21 protein-coding genes are annotated in these 19,918 nt (G+C 64.8%); 5 read left to right on the top strand and 16 right to left on the bottom strand.

Features of this window, described 5'->3' with window-relative positions; genetic code table 11:
• Positions 1 to 48: 48 nt before the first annotated feature.
• The 3 genes from ACYVH8_RS10485 to ACYVH8_RS10475 form a co-directional block, all read right to left on the bottom strand.
• Positions 49 to 537 carry a (2Fe-2S)-binding protein gene (locus ACYVH8_RS10485; RefSeq protein WP_460488801.1) on the bottom strand — a complete coding sequence of 163 codons (489 nt, stop codon included), beginning with the start codon at positions 535 to 537 and terminating at the stop codon, positions 49 to 51.
• A 57-nt stretch (positions 538 to 594) separates the two neighbouring features.
• Positions 595 to 1,464 carry an FAD binding domain-containing protein gene (locus tag ACYVH8_RS10480; protein ID WP_460488800.1) on the bottom strand — a complete coding sequence of 290 codons (870 nt, stop codon included), beginning with the start codon at positions 1,462 to 1,464 and terminating at the stop codon, positions 595 to 597.
• Between the two features lie 196 nt (positions 1,465 to 1,660).
• On the bottom strand, positions 1,661 to 2,446 hold the full coding sequence (locus tag ACYVH8_RS10475) for a LytTR family DNA-binding domain-containing protein (RefSeq protein ID WP_460488799.1): 786 nt from the start codon (positions 2,444 to 2,446) through the stop codon (positions 1,661 to 1,663).
• A 257-nt stretch (positions 2,447 to 2,703) separates the two neighbouring features.
• On the opposite strand from ACYVH8_RS10475, the gene ACYVH8_RS10470 reads away from it, so the two are divergent.
• The 3 genes from ACYVH8_RS10470 to ACYVH8_RS10460 all read left to right on the top strand — a co-directional run bounded on the left by ACYVH8_RS10470 (position 2,704) and on the right by ACYVH8_RS10460 (position 4,669).
• Complete coding sequence (locus ACYVH8_RS10470) at positions 2,704 to 3,381, top strand: hypothetical protein (RefSeq protein ID WP_460488798.1); 678 nt, start codon at positions 2,704 to 2,706, stop codon at positions 3,379 to 3,381.
• 103 nt (positions 3,382 to 3,484) lie between these two features.
• On the top strand, positions 3,485 to 4,189 hold the full coding sequence (locus ACYVH8_RS10465; RefSeq protein WP_460488797.1) for a glutathione binding-like protein: 705 nt from the start codon (positions 3,485 to 3,487) through the stop codon (positions 4,187 to 4,189).
• A 171-nt stretch (positions 4,190 to 4,360) separates the two neighbouring features.
• On the top strand, positions 4,361 to 4,669 hold the full coding sequence (locus tag ACYVH8_RS10460) for a TusE/DsrC/DsvC family sulfur relay protein (RefSeq protein ID WP_460488812.1): 309 nt from the start codon (positions 4,361 to 4,363) through the stop codon (positions 4,667 to 4,669).
• A 172-nt stretch (positions 4,670 to 4,841) separates the two neighbouring features.
• Here ACYVH8_RS10460 and ACYVH8_RS10455 read toward each other — a convergent pair whose 3' ends face one another.
• The 3 genes from ACYVH8_RS10455 to ACYVH8_RS10445 form a co-directional block, all read right to left on the bottom strand.
• Positions 4,842 to 5,774: a histone deacetylase family protein gene (locus ACYVH8_RS10455; RefSeq protein ID WP_460488796.1), complete on the bottom strand. Its 933-nt coding sequence runs from the start codon at positions 5,772 to 5,774 to the stop codon at positions 4,842 to 4,844.
• Positions 5,775 to 5,947: 173 nt separating this feature from the next.
• Positions 5,948 to 6,172, bottom strand: coding sequence for a hypothetical protein (locus ACYVH8_RS10450; RefSeq protein ID WP_460488795.1), 225 nt, complete (start codon positions 6,170 to 6,172; stop codon positions 5,948 to 5,950).
• 347 nt (positions 6,173 to 6,519) lie between these two features.
• Positions 6,520 to 6,744 carry a hypothetical protein gene (locus tag ACYVH8_RS10445; protein ID WP_460488794.1) on the bottom strand — a complete coding sequence of 75 codons (225 nt, stop codon included), beginning with the start codon at positions 6,742 to 6,744 and terminating at the stop codon, positions 6,520 to 6,522.
• A gap of 246 nt (positions 6,745 to 6,990) precedes the next feature.
• On the opposite strand from ACYVH8_RS10445, the gene ACYVH8_RS10440 reads away from it, so the two are divergent.
• A complete protein-coding gene (locus ACYVH8_RS10440; protein ID WP_460488793.1) occupies positions 6,991 to 8,700 on the top strand; it encodes a hybrid sensor histidine kinase/response regulator in 1,710 nt (569 codons plus the stop codon).
• Positions 8,697 to 9,515, top strand: a complete 819-nt coding sequence (locus ACYVH8_RS10435) for a response regulator (protein ID WP_460488792.1) — start codon at positions 8,697 to 8,699, stop codon at positions 9,513 to 9,515. The genes ACYVH8_RS10440 and ACYVH8_RS10435 overlap by 4 nt, the downstream gene beginning before the upstream one ends.
• A gap of 41 nt (positions 9,516 to 9,556) precedes the next feature.
• On the opposite strand, the gene ACYVH8_RS10430 is transcribed toward ACYVH8_RS10435, so the two are convergent.
• From ACYVH8_RS10430 to mobB, 10 genes are all read right to left on the bottom strand, one after another.
• Positions 9,557 to 10,624, bottom strand: a complete 1,068-nt coding sequence (locus ACYVH8_RS10430; RefSeq protein WP_460488791.1) for a flavodoxin family protein — start codon at positions 10,622 to 10,624, stop codon at positions 9,557 to 9,559.
• A 47-nt stretch (positions 10,625 to 10,671) separates the two neighbouring features.
• Positions 10,672 to 11,028, bottom strand: a complete 357-nt coding sequence (locus tag ACYVH8_RS10425) for a hypothetical protein (RefSeq protein WP_460488790.1) — start codon at positions 11,026 to 11,028, stop codon at positions 10,672 to 10,674.
• Between the two features lie 184 nt (positions 11,029 to 11,212).
• On the bottom strand, positions 11,213 to 13,807 hold the full coding sequence (gene clpB / locus ACYVH8_RS10420) for an ATP-dependent chaperone ClpB (protein WP_460488789.1): 2,595 nt from the start codon (positions 13,805 to 13,807) through the stop codon (positions 11,213 to 11,215).
• A 129-nt stretch (positions 13,808 to 13,936) separates the two neighbouring features.
• Positions 13,937 to 15,190: a flavin-dependent oxidoreductase gene (locus tag ACYVH8_RS10415; RefSeq protein WP_460488788.1), complete on the bottom strand. Its 1,254-nt coding sequence runs from the start codon at positions 15,188 to 15,190 to the stop codon at positions 13,937 to 13,939.
• A gap of 4 nt (positions 15,191 to 15,194) precedes the next feature.
• A complete protein-coding gene (locus ACYVH8_RS10410) occupies positions 15,195 to 16,154 on the bottom strand; it encodes a tripartite tricarboxylate transporter substrate binding protein (protein WP_460488787.1) in 960 nt (319 codons plus the stop codon).
• A 33-nt stretch (positions 16,155 to 16,187) separates the two neighbouring features.
• Entirely contained in the window at positions 16,188 to 17,261 is a 1,074-nt protein-coding gene (locus tag ACYVH8_RS10405) for an amidohydrolase family protein (protein ID WP_460488786.1), read from the bottom strand.
• A 114-nt stretch (positions 17,262 to 17,375) separates the two neighbouring features.
• Positions 17,376 to 17,855 carry a molybdopterin synthase catalytic subunit MoaE gene (moaE, locus tag ACYVH8_RS10400; RefSeq protein ID WP_460488785.1) on the bottom strand — a complete coding sequence of 160 codons (480 nt, stop codon included), beginning with the start codon at positions 17,853 to 17,855 and terminating at the stop codon, positions 17,376 to 17,378.
• A gap of 1 nt (position 17,856) precedes the next feature.
• Positions 17,857 to 18,108: a MoaD/ThiS family protein gene (locus tag ACYVH8_RS10395; protein ID WP_460488784.1), complete on the bottom strand. Its 252-nt coding sequence runs from the start codon at positions 18,106 to 18,108 to the stop codon at positions 17,857 to 17,859.
• Positions 18,105 to 19,352 carry a molybdopterin molybdotransferase MoeA gene (locus tag ACYVH8_RS10390; protein ID WP_460488783.1) on the bottom strand — a complete coding sequence of 416 codons (1,248 nt, stop codon included), beginning with the start codon at positions 19,350 to 19,352 and terminating at the stop codon, positions 18,105 to 18,107. The genes ACYVH8_RS10395 and ACYVH8_RS10390 overlap by 4 nt, the downstream gene beginning before the upstream one ends.
• Positions 19,349 to 19,885 carry a molybdopterin-guanine dinucleotide biosynthesis protein B gene (gene mobB / locus ACYVH8_RS10385; RefSeq protein WP_460488782.1) on the bottom strand — a complete coding sequence of 179 codons (537 nt, stop codon included), beginning with the start codon at positions 19,883 to 19,885 and terminating at the stop codon, positions 19,349 to 19,351. Before mobB ends, ACYVH8_RS10390 begins: the two co-directional genes overlap by 4 nt.
• Positions 19,886 to 19,918 lie beyond the last annotated feature (33 nt).

Below are 19,918 nucleotides of genomic sequence, written 5' to 3'. Positions count from 1 at the left end.
CCGGTGTGTTCGGTGCGTTTTCTTTGTGTGTGACAGCGGGGAAGCGCCTCAGGCGGTCGCGGGGGCCGCCAGCTTCTTCGCGGCGGACTGCACCGCCTTGACGATGTTCTGGTAGCCCGTGCAGCGGCACAGGTTGCCGGCGATGCCGTAGCGGATGTCCTGCTCGCTCGGATTCGGGTTCTCCTTGAGCAGCCGGTAGGCACGCGTCATCATGCCGGGCGTGCAGAAACCGCATTGCAGGCCGTGTTCCTCATGGAAGGCCTGCTGGATGGCGTGCAGCACGCCGCCCTGCTCCAGGCCCTCGACCGTCAGCATGTCGGCGCCCTCGCACTGCACCGACAGCACGGTGCAGGACTTGAGCGACATGCCGTCCACGTCCACCGTGCAGGCGCCGCAGTGCGAGGTCTCGCAGCCGATGTGCGGGCCGGTGTGCAGCAGCCGCTCGCGCAGGGTATGGATCAGCAGCTCGCGCGGCTCCACCGCCGTTTCGATCTTCTTGCCGTTGAGCTGGAACGACACCGTTTGTGTTTTCGCCATGTCTTGTCTCCTGTGTTCTTGTGGGTCAGAGGCTGAGAGCAAATTGCCCATGGCCGCTCAAGCCTTGGCAGCGCGCTCGTGCGCCTTCTGCAGCGCGCGCCGGGTCATCTCGCCGCACATCGCCCGTTTGTAGTCGGCGTCGCCGCGCTGGTCGGGCGCCGGGTCGCAGATGCTCATGGCCAGGCGGGTCGCCTCGTTCAGGCTGGCATCGTTGATGGCCTTGCCCGCCAGGGCCGCTTCGGCAGCCGTGGCCTTGAGCGGCGTGGCGCCGACGTTGGTCAGCGCAATGCTGACTTTGGCCACGGTGTTGCCCTTCATCTGCAGCATCACGGCGGTGGCGGCAGTGGCGAAGTCGCCGGTCTTGCGCTTGAGCTTCTGGTAGGCGTAGCCGCTGCCGGCGGCCGGCACCGGCACCCGGATCTGGGTCAGGATCTCACCCGGCTCCAGCAGCGTGGCATACATGCCGAGGAAATAACCGTCGGCCTTGAGCACGCGCTCGCCCTTGGGCCCCTGCAGCACGAAGGAGGCGTCCAGCGCCAGCATCAGGGCCGGGTGGTCGTTGCCCGGGTCGCCGTGCGAGATGTCACCGCCGATCGTGCCCTTGTAGCGCACCTGCGGGTCGGCGATCAGCCCGGCGCCCTCGACCAGCAGCGGCACCTTCTCGGCCAGCAGCTTCGAGTTGAGCAGGTCGTATTCGGTGGTCATGGCACCGATGCGGATCTCGTTGCCCACCTGCGCGATGCCGCGCAGGTCCGTGATCCTGCCCAGATCGATCAGGTGCGCGGGCTGCGCGAAACGCAGCTTCATCATGGGCAGCAGGCTGTGGCCGCCGGCCAGCAGCTTGGCATCGTCGCCCAGGGTGGACAGCAGCTTGAGCGCCTCCGGCACCGTGCGGGGGCTGTGGTAATCGAATGGGACGGTGATCACGTTGGTCTCCTTGGTTGGGTCTCAAAACCTCCAGGAGAGCGAATCTAGCGCCCACGCATCCGGTTTTGGCGCCCATACAATCAACCGTCGTCCCGCTTGCACGAACGGCAGCCGACGCGCACGAACGTGCGCCGCAAACGCACACGCCTACATAAGCCGCGGCTGATGCCGGTGGCCCGCCGCCTTCAGCCCAGGCTCAGTTGCGGACCGGCGCCGGATCGACCAGGCCGAGATGTTCCAGCAGCGTGGGGGCGCTGGAGCGCGAGACCGGGATTTCGACGGGGGTCGGCCCCATCATGCGCAGCGTCATGCGGCCGTCGTCGCGCACGATCTCGTCCACGTGCGAGAGGTTGACGATGTAGCTGCGGTGCACGCGCAGGAAAAGCTGCGGGTCCAGCCGCCCCTCCAGGTCGCCGATGTTGAGGTTGCAGAACTGGCTGCCCTGCCCCGTGTGCACCCAGGTATAGTGGCCTTCCGAGCGGATGAAGGACACCGAGGGCACGTCCACCAGCAGCACGCGGTTCTGCTTGATGGTGGGAATCTTGCGCAGCAGGCGGCGCTCGGCAAGCTCGCCGCTGTCGCGCCCGCGGGCCGCCCCCTCGGCCTCGGGGCTCACCACGTCGGTGATGTCATAGAACACCAGGGTGTAGCCGGTGGTCATGCCCTGCATGTCGCCGATCTTGGACACCTTGATCAGCAGCATGCGGTCGGGGATGTTGATCATCATCGCCATGGGCGGCGCGTTGTTCACCGGGCACTCGGCCTGGTCCAGCAGGAATTTCACCTTGTTCTTGGCGGCGTCGGGGTGGAAGTCCAGCACGTACTTGTCGAAGGGCAGCTTGTCCTCCACCGGCAGGCTGCGGCGAGCGAAGTCGTTCATGCCCACCACGTGCAGGGTCTTGTCCAGGTGGATCACGCCCACGTCGAAGCGCTCCAGCAGGTAGAGCCAGGAATTCGGGTTGGCCGCGGGAGCAGCCGACATGGGACAGCTTTTCATGGTTGCAGCATTCCTCAGGGGGCAGCCCGGCAGGCCTGTCGTGGCCGGCGTGCTCGTGCCAGCTGGCGGGCGCTCATGCAACGCAGCTGCGTTTCATTCACGAAGCCGGCGTGTTCCTCCCGTACGCACTAGAGTAAATACGCCGTGTTGCGGCCGAGTGTCTTCCAGCGTGCGCGCAGTGAACATGGTGTTAACCCGCGTGCCCGATAGATTTCAACTAAGAATCCGGTAACCCAATTCCGATGAACCTGTCCCCGCACCCCCACTGGCTGGCCCGCAGCATCGGCTCGGCCACCCTCACGCCCGCCCTGCTGGTGGTCCTGGTGGGTTTCACGCTGTGGGCACTGGGCCGCGACGCCGCCCTGTGGAGCAGCACACAGACATGGCTGATCGCGCTGACCCTGCTGGCCGTGGCCGCCGGCTGTATCGCGCTGGCTTGGGTGCGCCCGCAGCGCGCCGGCCTCTCGCCGCCGCACGTCATGCTCTCCCTGGGTTTCGGCGGCATGCTGCTGGGCCTGCTGTGGGACGTGCTGCAGTCCGGCCCCGCCCGGCTGGAAAACCTGTGCAGCCAGTCGGCCGCGCTGGGTTTTGTCGACAGCCTGCGGCTGCACATCGAGTTCCTGCCCGGCATGCACGCCGGCATGCTGGCCGGCGGCCTGCTGGCCATCCCCAGCCTGCGCGTGCTGCGCCCGCACTGCGGCCGTTACCTGTGCTCGCTGTTCGCGCAGAACCTCCTGTGCTCGGGCTGGATGCTGATCGGCATGACGGCCGGCGCCGTCTGGCTGGCGCGCTGGCAGCTGGGCAGCAGCACCAGCACGCTCAGCGGCATGCTGGGCGGCATGTTCGTGGGCATGACCTGGGGCATGGTGCTCAGCGTGGCGCTGTACCGCGGGTTCTTTGCCTGGCGCAGCCGTGCCTGAAGGAAACAACCGTTCGCGTTGAGCCTGTCGAAACGCAGCGCCTGCTCGCACAGGCGGCTTGGGCTACAGTGGGCGTCGCTCCCCAGTCACCCACCCAACCGCCATGAACACACTCGCCGACTTCCCCATCACCCGACAATGGCCTGCCCGGCATCCGGAGCGCCTGCAGCTCTATTCCCTGCCCACGCCCAATGGCGTGAAGGTGTCCATCGTGCTGGAAGAGACCGGCCTGCCCTACGAAGTGCATCTCGTGGATTTCGAGAAGAACGACCAGTTCTCGCCCGAGTTCCTGAGTCTGAACCCCAACAACAAGATCCCGGCCATCCTGGATCCCGACGGCCCCGGCGGCAAGCCGCTGGCGCTGGCCGAGTCCGGCGCCATCCTGGTGTATCTCGCCGGGAAGACCGGCCAACTGCTGCCGAAAGACGACGCGGCCAAGTACGAAACCCTGCAATGGCTCATGTGGCAGATGGGTGGCGTGGGCCCCATGTTCGGCCAGGTCGGCTTCTTCACGATCTTTGCCGGCAAGGACTACGAGGACAAGCGCCCGCGCGACCGCTACGTGGCCGAATCGCGCCGCCTGCTGAGCGTGCTGGACCAGCGCCTCAAGGGCCGCAAATGGATCATGGGCAACGAGTACTCGATCGCCGACATCGCCGTGTTCCCCTGGGTCCGTAACCTGCTCGTGCGCTACAAGGCCGGCGAGCTTGTCTTCATCGAGGATTTTCCGGAAGTCACGCGCGTGCTGGCGGCCTTCATGGCGCGGCCGGCGGTGGCCCGGGGCCTGCATATTCCCAAGCGTGACTGAGCGGATCGGCCTGGCCGGCCCGCTGCCATCGGCGCCGGCAGCAACAACGCTGCTGCGACCAGGGACATTGCGCTTTTTTGGGGCCAGGGGCGCAATCCCCATTAAAGTGACCTCGCCTCCAGACCGTCACGCCGGGCAGCGCTGCTGCCCGCGTGACCCTGCTTCAACTCAATTCCAGAAAGGAGTCGCGAGACGGATATTCCCGAGCGCGATGGCTATCTGACCGACATGAACGCCTGGACCCAGGAAATCGGCCTGGCCATGGCCGAAGTCGACGGCTACGAACTCGGCGACACCAAATGGACCCAGATCCTGAAGGCCCGCGAGTATTACGATGAATTCGGCAGCGTGCCCCCGACCCGCAAGTTCGCCAACTACCTGGGCGAGGATCAGAACGACATCTTCAAACGCTGGATGACCGGACCGATGAAACCGATCACCAAGTACGGCGGCCTGCCCAAGCCCACCGGCTGCGTGTGATCATTAGGGGCAACGCTGAACAAGTCCCGCCGTTCGGACTGAGCTTGGCCTGTCCTGAGCTTGACGAACGGGCGAAGTCCTCTGCAAGTTGTTGATTGGCAAAGAGCGCGTTTCGACCCTTCGTCAGGCTCAGGACAGGCCAGGCTCAACGCGAACGGACTTATTCCTAGCCTTAACGCCCCATCAGCGCCTGCACGTGCGCGGCCGTGCCGCTGGCCAGGCCTTCCAGGCTGTAGCCGCCTTCGAGCACGGAGACCACGCGGCCCTGGGCCGTCTCGTCGGCCACCTTCATCAGTTCGCGCGTGATCCAGTGGTAGTCCTGGTCGGTGAACTTCAGGCCGCCCAGCGGGTCCAGGTGATGGGCGTCGAAACCGGCCGAGATGATGAGCAGCTCGGGCGCGAACTCGCGCAGGGCCGGCAGCAGCACGTCCGTCATGGCCGCTCGGAAAGCGGCCGAGCCCGTGCCCCGCGGGAAAGGCACGTTGACGATGTTGTGGGCCACGCCCGTCTCGTTCTTCGCGCCCGTGCCCGGGTAGAACTGCCCCTGGTGGCAAGAGCCGTAGAACAGGTCCGGGTCGTCGTAGAAAGAGTTCTGCGTGCCGTTGCCGTGGTGCACGTCGAAGTCCACCACCGCCACGCGTTTCAGGCCATGCTGTTCGCGCGCGTGCAGCGCGGCTATGGCCGCCTGGTTGAACACGCAGAAACCCATGGCGTGGTCCGCCTCCGCATGGTGGCCGCAGGGGCGCGTGGCGCAGAAGACATTCTTGGCCCGCTTGGCCACCACATCGTCCACCCCCGCGCAGGCCGCGCCCACGCAGCGCATCACGGCCTCCAGCGTGCCGGAGGACATGATGGTGTCGCCCGCATCCAGGGCGCGGTAGCCCTGCTCGGGTGACATCTCCTTGACGGCCTCCACATAGTCGGGCGTGTGAATGTGCAGCACCTGCTCGAACGTGCCCAGGGGTGCGTCGCGCCAGACGGCGTTGGCGAACTCCGGGGTTTTCAGGGCGGTCAGCACGGCTTCCAGGCGCTCGGGGGACTCGGGGTGGTGCGGGCCGGGTTGGTGGTTGAAACAGGCTTCGTGGGTGTAGATCAGGGTGTTCATGTCTCGTATCAATCGCTATGTCATGCTGGAACCATCAACTGGGCCGTGCCGGGGATGGCATCCCCCTCACCCAGCAGATCAGAACTTTAGCGGATTGGGCGCGCCAGCGAAGTCCACGGTGATCACATCCCGGGACGTCAGGCTTCCACCACCAGCATCGAGGTTGTCTCCCCTCATTCCTCCAGGTCACCCCACCCACTGACCTTACTGAACAGCACCTCGCCAGTCGGGACATGAACCACACGAACAACGCCACCCGGCGGGTCCGTGATGCTCTTGGCGGCCAGGGACACGGCCAGCTCGCGGTTCGCCAGCCTGTAACCATCACGAACGTTCGTGCCTGGCAGCGATGCCACGATGGGGGCTGTGCTTTCGATCTTGTAGGCCAAGGGATCCATAAGCGCCTCTCCTTGCTGGGTTCATTCCTGAGAAAGGTAGCGTCTCACGAGCCTTTTACCAGCGTATTTGCAAGGCCTCAAAACTTCTCATCAAGATGTAAATCCTGAGACGAATTGCCTATCGCCTGTCATGGCGCTGACACGTGGGCGTTACGCCTGGATGCATCAAAACCCCACCTCGGTCGCCGAATCAGGGCCAGAGCCCTGTCGTCTCAAGGAAAGTCCGGGAACTTCAAACGGGCCACCCGGCGCGCTTCGGCGTTGACCTGCAAGTGGCAACTGTTGTCACGGCCCGGCCCTGCAGCTTGTTGCAGCGCCAGAGGGCTTGGGCGTGCTGGGCCTCCGCCTTATGCCGCGACTCGCTTTGCTGCATGGACCCGCGCACAACATGGTAAAAAAACCGGCAGCACAGCCACCAGCGCCAGGAAGGCCACCACCATGGGCCAGACCCGTGCTCTGCCCTTGACGGACAAACGGTCTTCCTCGGCCTCCTGCTGCAGTTCGCGCCGCAGCGCAGCTGCACCGGCGAGTCTGAAGCTCGACGCTGTGGCATCGGAGAAATGGGGATCCATGGGCAACTCTCATGTCAGCCCGCGCAGCACGAACCGTTTGAGCCGAATGTACAGCTGCCTTGCCCTCCTCACGCATAAGGCGGGTTTTCCCTTGCTCCTCCCGCCAGAGAAGCCGCTCAGCCTTAGCTGGGCGCCACTCAGGCCGGAATGACTCCTTATGTTGGCTACCGCACATACGGCCGGCACTCAAGCCGCTAGTTTTCATTACCCTGGTCGCGCCGTGTCCGGGTATGACAAAGATGTGAGATGTCCGAAAAAAAGACCAAGTCGCCGATTCGATCGGCCAAAGACTTGCCTGATGCTGTCAAGTCTTCAAGGGGGCCCAGTGCATTGCTTGCCGCCGGTGCACTTCAAAACGCCATCTTCAACAGCGTCAATTTCTCGCTCATTGCCACCGATGACAAGGGCATCATTCAGCTGTTCAACGTGGGGGCCGAGCGCATGCTGGGTTACCAGGCGCAGGAGGTTGTCAACCGCGTGAGTCCCAGTGACATGCACGATCCGCAAGAGGTTCGTGCCAGGGCTGAGGCGCTGAGCGCAGAGCTGGGCACCCACATCGCCGCCGGGTTCGAAGCCCTTTCCTTCAAGGCCTCACGGGGCATTGAAGACGTCTACGAGCTGACCTACCTGTGCAAGAACGGCACTTCATTCCCGGCTATCGTGTCGATCACCGCATTGCGTGACGACATTGGCACGCTGATCGGTTACCTTTTGATCGGCAGCGACAACTCGGCGCGCAAGCGCGCGCAACAGCATCTCAAGGAAGCAGTCATTGCCGCAGAAAACGCTAATCTGGCCAAGACCGAGTTCATCTCCAGCATGAGCCATGAGCTGCGCACGCCGCTCAATGCCATTCTGGGGTTTGCGCAGCTTCTGGCGTCGGGCACGCCGGTGCCAACGGTGCCCCAGCAACGCAGCATCGACCAGATCCTCAAGGCGGGCTGGTACCTGCTGGAATTGATCAACGAGATCCTCGATCTGGCGCTCGTCGAATCCGGCAAGCTCATCATGTCGGAGGAACCTGTGGCGCTGGGTGAGCTGCTCAACGAGTGCCGCGCCCTGGTCGAATCCCAGGCCTTGCAGCGTGAGGTGACCCTGAACTTCGAACCCATGGACACGCCGCTGCATGTGAGGGGGGACCGGACGCGGCTCAAACAGGTTCTGGTGAACCTGCTTTACAACGCGGTCAAATACAACCGCAAGCCAGGCCGTGTGGATGTGGTCTGCTCGGTTCTTTCTCCAGATGCCATCCGCATCACTGTGTGCGACACCGGGCACGGCCTGTCCGCTGAACAGCTCGGGAGTCTGTTCCAGCCTTTCAACCGTCTCGGGCGTGAGGCCGGCATCGAGGAGGGAACGGGGATAGGTCTGGTGGTCACGCAAAAGCTGGTGCATCTGATGGGGGGCCAGATCGGGGCGGAAAGCACACCGGGGGTCGGCAGCATGTTCTGGGTGAACCTGGCCCGGTCCGCCGCACCCCGCACGGACCACGGCGGCACCAACTGGATTCCCGCCAAAGAGGCTCTTGCCCGTCAAGGCCAGGCCGTGCAGACCGTGCTCTATGTTGAGGACAACCCCGCCAATCTGGAGCTTGTCGAACAGATCATCGATCGCTGCCCCAACCTGCGCCTGCTGAGTGCCGCAGACGGCAGCACCGGCATCGAATTTGCCCGAGCCTATCTGCCGCGGGTAATCCTGATGGACATCAATCTGCCGGGTATCAGCGGCATCGAGGCGATGCGGGTGCTTCATGCAGATCCGACCACGGCCCACATTCCCATCATTGCGCTCAGTGCCAACGCGGTGCCGCGTGACATCCAGAAGGGCTTGCAGGCCGGGTTTTTCGCCTACATCACCAAGCCGATCCGAGTGCCTGAACTGATGAAGATTCTTGATTCGGCGCTGATCCAGACCGACACCACCACATTACATCCCCCACCCCAGGAAACACATTGACTATTACAACGAAGGAAATCCTCAACGCTCGCATCCTGGTTGTGGACGATCAGGAGGTCAATGTGAGCCTTCTGGCAGAAATGCTGACGTCCGCCGGGTACACACAGGTCTTCACCACGCTGGACCCCAAGGTCGTGTGCGGCATGCACCGGGATACGCCTTTCGATCTGATCCTGCTGGACCTGCAATTGCCCGGCATGGATGGCTTTCAGGTGATGGAGGGCCTCAAGGCCAGCGGCACGGACAGCTATTTGCCCGTGCTCGTCATCACCGCCCAGCCCGGGCACAAACTGCGCGCCTTGCATGCAGGTGCCAAGGACTTTGTGAGCAAGCCTTTTGACATGGTCGAAGTCAAGGCCCGGATCCACAACCTCATCGAGATCCGGCTGCTCTATGGGCAACTGAAGCTGCATAACCTGGAACTGGAGCGGCAGGTTCAGGCCCGCACGGCGGAGCTGCAGGAAAGCGAAGCGCGCTACCGTGCATTGACCGAACTGGCCACGGACTGGTACTGGGAGCAGGACGCCGAGGGATGCTTCACCAAGGTGTCAGGGCCGGTACTTGAGATGCTGGGCTTGCGCGTGTCGACCCTGGAGGGCAAGACGCCACCGTCGCTGGACGAAGGTTGGAACGAAGACTGTCGCCAGTCGCTGCAGGATCGCATCGCATCGCGCATGCCCTTTGTCGATTTCCTGCTGGAGCGCATCCGCCCCGATGGAAGCCGCCAGGCGTTTCGTGTCAGCGGCACCCCCATGTTCAACAGTCGCTGCGACTTGATCGGCTACCGGGGCATAGGCGTTGAGGTCCGGCCTTAGGGACGAAATGAATCCGACCGGTACGACGCCGGCGCGACGGACTATTTAGGCCGCGGACGCTGCAGGTTCGCCTGCACCGCTTCCAGTCGCCCCGCACGCAGTTCGACCACGGCCTTGCGCACGGCCCGCGCCACATTTCGCGTTTCTTCCTGCACGTCCAGATCGCGGTCCAGCGCCTCGTGGCTGCTGGCGTAGGGTTCGTAATAGCCGATGTAACGTCCCAGGCGCGCCTGCGCACCGGCATCGATGAAACCCATCCAGTCCAGCCAGTCGGACAGCGCACGGCGCGTGTCGTCGACACCCGCCACGTCGCCGTGCACGACGAGTCCATACGTACGACCCGCCAGGTGTTGGGGGTAGTCCCAGCCGACCAACTCAAGTTCCTTGGCCTTGGCTGCCTGTTTGCCCAAGGTGGCGGTGGGATCCGGATTACCGCCATCGGCGCAGACCAAGCGGTCCATCATGAGTTTGAGGGGGCTGGGACTCTGGTACCAGTACACCGGAGTGACGATGATCACGCCGTGGGCCGCAGCCCAGCGTTCATAGATCTCGGCCATCCAGTCATTGGATTGATTCATTGCATGGTTCGGGTAGCAGCTGCAAGGCCAGTGGCACAGGGGCATGGCCGTGGACGCACAGCCCTTGCAGGGGTGGATGTTGCGGCCGTAGTCGGAGGAGAGCAGGCTCAGGTCCAGCACATCGGTCTCGACACCGCTGGTTTCCAGCGTTTCACGGGCGATCTGCAGCAAGCGGAAGGTCTTGGACATTTCGCCGGGGCAGGTGCCGTCATTACGAGCCGAACCGCAGATGAGCAGCACGCGTGAGGGGCTGGCCGGGTCAGCCCAGCGGTGCTGGGCTTCCTGGATATGCCGACTGGCGGTGACCCATTCGACAGACAGCCGGTAATCCGGGTCGGCAAAACCCGGGCCGGCCTTCTGCGTGAAAGGCGCTTTCCGGCCCTCGCTGTAAGCGGCCCAGGCGATGTCTTCCAGCCGCGCGATGGATGCCTCCTCGGCGCGGAAGGCCGGGTCGGTGTAGGCGATACGGAAGCGCAGGCCGAACTCCGCCCGCGCGATAGGAACCGGAATCTGGCCTTTGCGGATGTCCATCGTGCCCGTCCTTGCATGTGCTCCACGCCCTGCGTCTGCTTCAAACGCTAGGGGACATCACGAAAGTGCAAGAGCGCCACCCTGCGTGCCTCGGCACTGGCCTGCAGAAGGCAGGCTCCGCTGACTTCCCGGCCCTGCAGGTTGTTGCAGCGCCAGATGGCCTGGGCATGGACAGCCACGGCCTTATGCCGCAACTCGCTTTGCCGCAGAGAGCCGCGCACGACGTAATGGAAGACCAGCAGCATGGCCAGCAGGGCAAGGATGGCGCCGATCAAGAGCCAACCGGGTGATCGACGTTGATCGGGCAAGTGATGGCGCTCATCCCTGAGCAGATCGTGCAGGTGCGGTACGGCACTGCTGGTCTTGGCGTTGAAGCGTGTGGAGATTGGAAAATGATGGTCCATCGGCAGCTCTCGTGTCAGCCCGTGGGTGCGGGCTGTTTGAAATCAATGTACGGGTGCTGCGAGCTCTTGTTTGTGCGGTAGACAACATTGCGGCACAGGAACCGGGGAGGCGGAAAAGAAAAACCCGCCGCTGCATGCGCAGGAGGCGGGTTTCGATTTGCCGATCAGCGCGTCAGCAGATCTCTCAGGCCTTCTCGAAGCTGAACTGCCCCGGGTTCCTGACCGGGTCCACGTCCACGGCGATCACGTCCTTGGCCACGAAGCGGCCTTCGAGCAGCAGCTTGGAGAGCGGGTTCTCGATGCGCTGCTGGATGGCGCGCTTCAGGGGCCGGGCGCCGAACACGGGGTCGAAGCCCACCTTGGCCAGTTCGGCCAGGGCCTTGTCGGACACCTGGAGTGCCAGTTCCATCTTGCCCAGGCGGTCCTGCAGGGCCTGCAGCTGGATGCCGGCAATGCGGGTGATGTGCGCGGCGTCCAGCGCGTGGAAGACCACGGTCTCGTCGATGCGGTTCAGGAACTCGGGGCGGAAGTGGTTCTTGAGCTCACCCCAGACCGCGTCCTTCACGTCTTCATAGGGCTCGCCCACCATGCTCTGGATCAGGTGCGAGCCGATGTTGCTGGTCATCACGATGACCGTGTTCTTGAAGTCCACGGTGCGGCCCTGGCCGTCGGTCAGGCGGCCGTCGTCCAGCACCTGCAGCAGCACGTTGAACACATCGGGATGGGCCTTCTCCACCTCGTCGAGCAGCAGCACGCTGTAGGGCTTGCGGCGCACGGCTTCGGTCAAGTAACCGCCCTCCTCGTAACCCACGTAGCCCGGCGGCGCGCCGATCAGGCGGGCCACGGAGTGTTTCTCCATGAACTCGCTCATGTCGATGCGCACCAGATGGTCCACGCTGTCGAAGAGGAAACCGGCCAGCGCCTTGCACAGCTCGGTCTTGCCCACGCCGGTGGGGCCGAGGAACAGGAAGGAGCCCGTCGGACGGTTCGGGTCGCTCAGGCCTGAGCGCGAGCGGCGGATGGCGTTGGCCACGGCCGAGATGGCTTCGTCCTGGCCCACCACGCGCTCGTGCAGCTTGGTTTCCATCTGCAGCAGCTTGTCCTTCTCGCCCTGCATCATCTTGGCCACAGGAATGCCGGTGGCGCGGCTGACCACCTCGGCGATTTCCTCGGCGCCCACCTGCGTGCGCAGCAGGCGCGGCGCACTGCCCTCGCCCTGGGCCTGTTCGCGGGCCTGGGCTTCCTTGAGCAGTTTTTCCAGCTCGGGCAGCTTGCCGTACTGCAGCTCGGAGACCTTGGCGAAATCGCCCTTGCGGGTCAGCTCGGCGATCTGCGTCTTGAGCTTCTCGATGTCTTCGCGTACGTGCTGGCTGCCCTGGGCCTGAGCCTTCTCGGCCTTCCAGATTTCGTCGTAGTCGGCAATCTCCTTCTGCAGCTTGGCGATTTCCTCCTGGATCAGTTCCAGGCGTTTTTGCGAGGCATCGTCCTTTTCCTTTTTCATGGCCTCGCGCTCGATCTGCAGCTGGATCAGCCGGCGGTCGAGCTTGTCCATGACCTCGGGCTTGGAATCGATCTCGATCTTGATCTTGGCGGCGGCCTCATCGATCAGGTCGATGGCCTTGTCGGGCAGGAAACGGTCGGTGATGTAGCGGTGGCTCAGCTCGGCCGCGGCCACGATGGCCGGGTCGGTGATGTCCACGCCGTGGTGCACCTCGTATTTCTCCTGCAGGCCGCGCAGGATGGCGATGGTCTGCTCCACGGTGGGCTCACCCACCAGCACCTTCTGGAAACGGCGCTCCAGCGCGGCGTCCTTCTCGATGTACTTGCGGTATTCGTCCAGCGTGGTGGCGCCGATGCAGTGCAGCTCACCGCGCGCCAGCGCCGGCTTGAGCATATTGCCGGCGTCGATGGCGCCTTCGGCCTTGCCCGCGCCCACCATGGTGTGCAGCTCGTCGATGAAGAGGATGATGCGGCCTTCGTCCTGCGAGACTTCCTTGAGCACGGCTTTCAGGCGCTCCTCGAACTCGCCCCGGTACTTGGCGCCGGCCAGCAGGCCCGCCATGTCCAGCACCAGCACACGCTTGTCGCGCAGGCTCTCGGGCACTTCGCCGTTGACGATGCGCTGGGCCAGGCCTTCGACGATGGCGGTCTTGCCCACGCCGGGCTCACCGATCAGCACGGGGTTGTTCTTGCTGCGGCGCTGCAGCACCTGGATGGCGCGGCGGATCTCGTCGTCGCGGCCGATCACCGGGTCCAGCTTGCCGGAGCGGGCGCGTTCGGTCAGGTCCAGGGTGTATTTCCTGAGGGCTTCGCGCTGGCCTTCGGCTTCGGGGTTGTCCACGGCCTGGCCACCGCGCACGGCTTCGATGGCGGCTTCCAGCGATTTGCAAGTCAGGCCGTTGGCCTTGGCCAGCTGGCCGATATCGCCCTTGCTGTCGGCCAGGGCCAGAAAGAAAAGTTCGCTGGCGACGTACTGGTCACCCCGCTTGATGGATTCTTTTTCAGCAGCCTGCAGCAGGGACACCAGGTCACGCCCGACCTGCACCTGTTCCTGGCCTTCCACCTGCGGCAGCTTCTTGACGGCAGCCTCGGCGCCGGCCAGCAGCCCCACCACATTGACACCCGCGCGCTGCAGCAGGGCCTTGGGGCCGTCCTGCTGGCGCAGCATGGCCACCAGCAGGTGGGCCGGCTCGATGTAGGCGTGGTCATTGCCCAGGGCCAGCGTCTGCGCTTCGCCCAGGGCTTCCTGGAATTTGGTGGTGAGTTTGTCGATCCGCATGAAATTCTCCGATTGCAGCCCAGCTTTGGGTGCGCAAGCTGAATTTCAAGGGCTGGGATCGGGAATCATTTTGACGGATATCAAAGCCGGGGCATTCAGGGTCGGCCTGACCGTCAAGCGGCCCGCGATTCAGGTGAGCTTCACAGCATCCTGCGAGAAACCGGCCACGCGCTTGTAGTTCTCCGAAATCTGGCGCAGCTCTTCCTGGCTGATCAGGTCGTCGATATGGCGGAAGGGCTTGCCGCCGCTGAGTTCATCGACCTTGATGTTGATGAAGTCCGGCGGGGTGCTGCGGTTGGTGCGCACCACACGCGCGGTGGGCTCCACGCGGGCCTGGTCGTAGATCTGCAGGGCGGACTGCGGGTCGGGCGTGACCGCCAGCAGTTCGGCCAGCGTGCGCGCGTCGATCAGGCCCTGGGCGGCGCCGTTGGAGCCGCGCGGGTACATGGGGTGGGCAGCATCGCCCATGAAGGTCACGCGATCAAAGGTCCAGCGCGGCACCGGGTCCTTGTCCACCATGGGGTACTCGAGGATGTGCTGGGCGTTGGCGATGAGAGCGGGCACGTCCAGCCAGTCGAACTTCCAGTCGGCGTAGATGGCCTCGAAGTCGGCCTTGTTGCCGGGGCGGTTCCAGTCGTTCATGGACTCGCCCTCGTGCTGGATCTCGGCCATCCAGTTGATGAGCTGGTTGCCCTGGCCGTCCACGTTGTCGACGATGGGGTAGATCACCATCTTGCCGGTGTGGATGGAGCCCACGCGCATATAACTCTTGCCGGTGAGGATGGGCTTGTGCACGGTGACACCGCGCCAGGTGTTGATGCCGGCGAAGGCCACCTTCTCGTCCGGGTAGAACTGGCGGCGGATGGTGGAGTTGACGCCGTCGCAGGCGATGACGATGTCGGCCCTCACGCTGGGGCGCTTGCTCCCCTGGGCGTCGACGAAGTGCACGGTGGCACCCAGCACATCCTGCTCCACCCCCGTGCAGCGGTGGTCGGTGTGAATGCGCTGCGGGCCGATGCGGGCCAGTGCCTCCTCGTACAGGATGCGGTGCAGCTTGCCGCGGTGGATGCCGACCTCCGGGACGGGATAACCGGCGTGCCGCCCGCGCGGCTCCCTGTAGATGTACTGGCCGTAGCGGTTGAAGAACACGCTCTCCAGGTTCTCGATGCCCGCGGCCTCCAGCTTGCTTTGCACGCCCAGCGCAGCCAGCTCGCGCATGGCGTGCGGCAGCAGGGTGATGCCCACGCCCAGTTCCTTGACCTCGGGCACGGCCTCGTAGACGTCACAGGCGATGCCGCGCTGGTGCAGGGACAGGGCCAGACCCAGGCCGGCGACGCCCCCGCCCACGACAGCGATGCGGGTACCCTGATGCAACTCGCCCATGGGCCTACTCCGCCTTGATGCCGTTGCGCCGGATCACCGCGCCCCAGCGCGGGTAGTCCTTGTTCACGATGGTCATGAGCTCATTCGGCGTGGACGAAGCCGCGTCCAGGCCGGCCTTGCCCAGCACCTCGCGCACCTCGGGCAGCTTGAGGATGGCGGCGATCTCGCCATTGAGGCGCTGCTGCACGGCCGGGGGCGTTTTGCCCGGCACGAAGAAGGCGTACCAGAGGTCCACGTCCACACCCTTGGCGCCCAGCTCCTCGAAGGTGGCCACATGGGGCGCCACCGGGTGGCGCTTGGGGCTGCCCACGGCCAGGGCGTTGAGCTTGCCACTGTTGACGAAACCCTGGGCCACGTGCACGGGCAGGAAACCCACGTTGAGTTCACCCGCGAGCAGGTCGGTGGTGTAGCCCGCCGTGCCGCGGTAAGGCACGTGCAGCATGAAGGTCTGGGTCTGCGCCTTGAAGAGTTCCATGGCCATGTGGTGCGGCGTGCCGACACCGGGCGAGCCGTAGCTGATGCTGCCGGGTTTGGCGCGGGCCTGGGCCAGCAGGTCCTGCAGGGACTTGATGCCGGTCTTCGGATTCGCCACCAGCATCAGCGTGCCCCAGGCCGCCATGGAAACCGGGGCGAAATCCTTCACCGGGTCGAAGGGCACGTTCTTGTAGAGCTGCGCGGCCATGAGCATGGTGTTGGCGCCCATGAGCAGGGTGTAACCATCCGCGTTGCTCTTGGCCACCTGGTCGGCGCCGATGTTGCCGCTGGCACCGGGCACATTGGCCACCACCACGGGCTGACCCAGGCGCTCGGACAGCCTGGGCGCCACAGTGCGGGCGATGGTGTCCATGCCCGTGCCAGGCGTGAAGGGTACGATGATGCGCACGGGCTGGGCGGGCCAGGGCTGGGCCATGGCCGTGCCGGCCAGCAGGAGCAGCCCTGCGAACAGATGCTTGATGGTCTTCATCTCGGTCTCCTCGGTTTGTGTTTGTGGCGAGCTTCAGCGCAGCTTGAACACCGCTTCGGCATTGGTCTGGAAGAACTGGCGCTTGTGCGCCAGCGGCATGTCCATGGCGTCCAGCAGGTTCACCTCATCGGGCGCGTACTGGTAGGGATAGTCCATGGCGTACATGACACGGTCCGTGCCCATGAAATCCTGCGTGAACTTGATGGCCTGCTCCCAGGCCACGCCGCTGTTGGTGATGTAGAAATGCTCGCGCAGGTACTCGCTGGGGCGCTTCCGGATCGGCTGGATGCTCGGGTAGCGCTTGGAGTTCACCGTGGCCTGGTGCATGTAGTCCAGGCGGTAGGCCCAGAAGGGCAGCGCCTCGCCCATGTGGCCCAGGATCATGCGCAGCTTGGGGAAGCGGTCGAAGACGCCGGCGGTGATGATGCGCATGGCATGCAGGCCGGTCTCGACGCCGAAGCCGTAGATGGCGCCGTCCAGGCCGCATTCCTGGAAAGGCTGCAGCATGCCGGGCGGCAGCGCATTGGGGTGCAGGTAGATGGGTGCATCACAGGCCTCGGCGGCGGCGAAGATGTCCCAGAACTTGGGATCGGACAGGTACTCGCCCTGGGTGTGGGAGTTGATGATGACCGAGTGCATGCCCAGCTTGTTCACGCCGCGCTCGATCTCCCTGGCCGCCGCCGCCGGGTCCTGCGGGGCCACGGCGATCATGCCGACAAAACGCGTGGGGTGGCGGCGCACGGCTTCGGCCAGCTGATCGTTGGCGGACTGCACGAAGGACACGGCCGTGCCTTTGTCCATCACCTGTGCACCCGGCGAAGTCAGCGCGAGCACGGCCATGTCCACGCCCGCCGCGTCCATGTGCTGCAGGCGCAGCTGGTCCAGGTCCAGCAGGCCGCGCATGATGTGCTGCGCCCGCTCGCTGGGGCTGCTCATGTAGAAACCCATGAGGCCGCGAAAGCCCGCGTCGGCGTCACCGCGGTCCAGGATCTTCTTGTAGATGTCGAGCATCTCCTGCGTGGCGAACGCCTCTTCGGTGGCGATGCGCAGGTAGGGTGCCTTTTGCGGGGGGGCCGGCTTGGCCAGATTGGGGAGCTTGATCTCCATGCCGTCGATCCTGGGTATTGATAAGAACTCTTACCATCCTAAGGTCTGGACCGCCCCACCGACACTGAGGTTTCTACTGATGCTGACCCGGGAACCGGGAGGCAGGCCCGGGGATCAGGCGGTGGAATTGCCCGAGGTGATGCCCCATTTGGCCAGGGCCTGGTCGTCGCTGACACGGGCGTCGACCCAGCGTGCGCCCTCGGGCGTCTGCTCCTTCTTCCAGAACGGCGCCTGGGTCTTGAGGTAGTCCATCAGGAACTCGCAGGCCTGGAAGCTCTCGCCGCGGTGCGCCGAGGTGACCACCACCAGCACGATCTGGTCCAGCGGCAACAAGGGGCCCACGCGGTGGATGACACGGGCGGCATAGATGTCGAAGCGATGGAAGGCTGCGTCGATCATGTCCTCGATGGACTTCTCGGTCATGCCCGGATAGTGCTCAAGCTCCATGGTGCTGACGGCGTTGCCATCATTGCGATCACGCACGGTACCAACGAAGCTGCAAACAGCGCCCACGCGCTTGTCCTGCGCGCGCAAGGCGGCGATCTCGGCGCTGACGTCGAAGTCCTGGGTCTGGATGATGACGCGGGCGGCCATCTCAGCCTCCGGTGACGGGCGGGAAGAAGGCGACCTCGCAGTCCTCGCTCAAGGCCGCATCCTCGCCGCTCATGACCTGGTTCAGTGCCACGCGCACGGCGCGGCCGCGTGCCAGGCTCTGGGCATGGGCGCCGCCACGCGCGATCAGTTCGTCGCGCAGCGCACCCAGGTTGCCGGCCTGGGTCTCCAGCGCTTCACCACCCGTGCCCAGGTTCTCGCGGATCGAGGCGAAATATTTGACGTGGACTTTCATGCCATCAACTCTGCAAAGGCCAGGAACTGCACGGCATCGCCTTTGGCGATGGTCTGCCCGGCCGGGTTGTCCACCAGGCCATCGCCCCAGACCGCCGAAGTCAGCACGCCCGAGCTCTGGTTGGGGAAGAGGTCCAGGCCACCGGCCGCGTTGCGGCGCACACGCAGGAACTCGCGGCGCTTGTCACCGCGCTTCAACTCGAAGTGCGCCGGCAGGGCCATGCGCACGGGTTCGAGCTGCGTGACACCTTGCAGCTTGAGCAGGAAGGGTCGTACCAGCAGCATGAAGGTGACGTAGCTGGACACCGGGTTGCCCGGCAGGCCGGCAAAGTGGCAGGCGTCCTGCGGGCCGCTGCGATACAGCTTGCCGTAAGCAAAGGGCTTGCCGGGTTTCATCGAGATCTGCCAGAGATCGAGCTCACCCAGTTGCTCGACAGCCGGCTTGATGTGGTCTTCCTCGCCCACGGACACACCACCGCTGGTCAGCACCAGATCGTGGCCCTGGGCGGCGCCGCGCAGCGCGCTCAGGGTGGCGGCACGCTGGTCCGGCACGATGCCGAAGTCGGTGACTTCGCAACCCAGGCGCTGCAGCAGGGCGCGCAGGAAAAAACGGTTGGAGTTGTAGATGGCGCCGGGCGGCATTTGCTCGGGCGGCACATCACCGGGCATGACGAGTTCGTCGCCGGTGGAGAACAGGGCCACACGCGGGCGGCGCGCCACGGTCAGCTGGGACTGGCCGATGCCGGCGGCCATGCCCAGCGCGGCGGGGTTGAGGCGTTGGCCACGCGCGAGCACCACGGCACCGCGTGTGACATCCTCGCCGGCACGGCGGATCCACTGGCCGCTGTCCGGCACGCTGTTCACGCGCACGCGACCCTCCTCCACCACCTCGCAGTCTTCCTGCATGACGATGGCGTCGGCGCCCGCGGGCACGGGCGCGCCGGTGAAGATGCGTGCGGCTTCTCCGATCTTGAGCGGCTGGCCGTGCTGGCCGGCCGGGATGCGCTGCGTGACACGCAGCACGGTGCCGGCTGCGGGCACGTCGGCGCAACGCAGGGCGTAACCGTCCATGGAGCTGTTGTCCTGCGGCGGCACATGCAGGGCCGAAACCAGGTCCTGGGCCAGCACGCGGCCGTCGGCGTCAAAGGTGCTGACTGTTTCCGTGTCCGCCAGCGGCAGGGCCTGGGCCAGCAGCTCGGCCAGCGCCTGGTCCAGGGACTTCAAGGGAGTACGGGGCGCGTTCATGCGATGTACATCTCGGGCTTGTATTCGAAGCGCTCGCCATGGGTCACCAGCCACTCGGCCACGGCGTCGGGGACATTGAGGTCCAGAACGTCCAGGCCCGTGGGCACAGGCAGCTGGCCGGCATCATCGGTGGCAACGGCGGCGATGAAGTCATCGTCCGGGTAACGCACGGGTTTGCCGTTGGCGGCGCGCCAGACTTCGACCTTGAGCAGGTCACTGCTCTTGAAGCCTTCGACCAGCACCCAGTCCACGCCCTCGTAAAGCTCGGCGATCAGTTCGTGCACCTTGGGCTCGTGCGCCTGCTCGAATTCACGCATCAGGGCCAGGCGGCGACTGGAGGCGATGACCACCTCGAAGGCACCGGCCTCGCGGTGGCGGTGGCTGTCCTTGCCCGGGTGGTCGATGTCGAACCTGTGGTGCGCGTGTTTGACCACGGACACACGCAGGCCGCGCAGCTTGAGCGCCGGAATCAGGCGCTCGACCAGCATGGTCTTGCCTGAGCCGGAATAGCCGGCGAAACCCACCACTTTCATTTCAACTGTTCCTATCTTCGTAAGCCAGCCAAT

The sequence above is a fragment of the Curvibacter fontanus genome (assembly GCF_054780335.1).
The sequence above is the reverse complement of the archived record's forward strand: the minus strand, read 5'-3'. Positions and strand labels throughout refer to the sequence as shown.

What these genes read in the sequence shown, in the direction of transcription:
- ACYVH8_RS10485 (WP_460488801.1), bottom strand. Translation starts at nt 537, where the DNA reads ATGGCGAAAACACAAACGGTGTCGTTCCAGCTCAACGGCAAGAAGATC.
- ACYVH8_RS10475 (WP_460488799.1), bottom strand. Translation starts at nt 2,446, where the DNA reads ATGTCGGCTGCTCCCGCGGCCAACCCGAATTCCTGGCTCTACCTGCTG.
- ACYVH8_RS10470 (WP_460488798.1), top strand. Translation starts at nt 2,704, where the DNA reads ATGAACCTGTCCCCGCACCCCCACTGGCTGGCCCGCAGCATCGGCTCG.
- ACYVH8_RS10465 (WP_460488797.1), top strand. Translation starts at nt 3,485, where the DNA reads ATGAACACACTCGCCGACTTCCCCATCACCCGACAATGGCCTGCCCGG.
- ACYVH8_RS10455 (WP_460488796.1), bottom strand. Translation starts at nt 5,774, where the DNA reads ATGAACACCCTGATCTACACCCACGAAGCCTGTTTCAACCACCAACCC.
- ACYVH8_RS10450 (WP_460488795.1), bottom strand. Translation starts at nt 6,172, where the DNA reads ATGGATCCCTTGGCCTACAAGATCGAAAGCACAGCCCCCATCGTGGCA.
- ACYVH8_RS10445 (WP_460488794.1), bottom strand. Translation starts at nt 6,744, where the DNA reads ATGGATCCCCATTTCTCCGATGCCACAGCGTCGAGCTTCAGACTCGCC.
- ACYVH8_RS10440 (WP_460488793.1), top strand. Translation starts at nt 6,991, where the DNA reads ATGTCCGAAAAAAAGACCAAGTCGCCGATTCGATCGGCCAAAGACTTG.
- ACYVH8_RS10430 (WP_460488791.1), bottom strand. Translation starts at nt 10,624, where the DNA reads ATGGACATCCGCAAAGGCCAGATTCCGGTTCCTATCGCGCGGGCGGAG.
- ACYVH8_RS10425 (WP_460488790.1), bottom strand. Translation starts at nt 11,028, where the DNA reads ATGGACCATCATTTTCCAATCTCCACACGCTTCAACGCCAAGACCAGC.
- clpB (WP_460488789.1), bottom strand. Translation starts at nt 13,807, where the DNA reads ATGCGGATCGACAAACTCACCACCAAATTCCAGGAAGCCCTGGGCGAA.
- ACYVH8_RS10415 (WP_460488788.1), bottom strand. Translation starts at nt 15,190, where the DNA reads ATGGGCGAGTTGCATCAGGGTACCCGCATCGCTGTCGTGGGCGGGGGC.
- ACYVH8_RS10410 (WP_460488787.1), bottom strand. Translation starts at nt 16,154, where the DNA reads ATGAAGACCATCAAGCATCTGTTCGCAGGGCTGCTCCTGCTGGCCGGC.
- ACYVH8_RS10405 (WP_460488786.1), bottom strand. Translation starts at nt 17,261, where the DNA reads ATGGAGATCAAGCTCCCCAATCTGGCCAAGCCGGCCCCCCCGCAAAAG.
- moaE (WP_460488785.1), bottom strand. Translation starts at nt 17,855, where the DNA reads ATGGCCGCCCGCGTCATCATCCAGACCCAGGACTTCGACGTCAGCGCC.
- ACYVH8_RS10395 (WP_460488784.1), bottom strand. Translation starts at nt 18,108, where the DNA reads ATGAAAGTCCACGTCAAATATTTCGCCTCGATCCGCGAGAACCTGGGC.
- ACYVH8_RS10390 (WP_460488783.1), bottom strand. Translation starts at nt 19,352, where the DNA reads ATGAACGCGCCCCGTACTCCCTTGAAGTCCCTGGACCAGGCGCTGGCC.
- mobB (WP_460488782.1), bottom strand. Translation starts at nt 19,885, where the DNA reads ATGAAAGTGGTGGGTTTCGCCGGCTATTCCGGCTCAGGCAAGACCATG.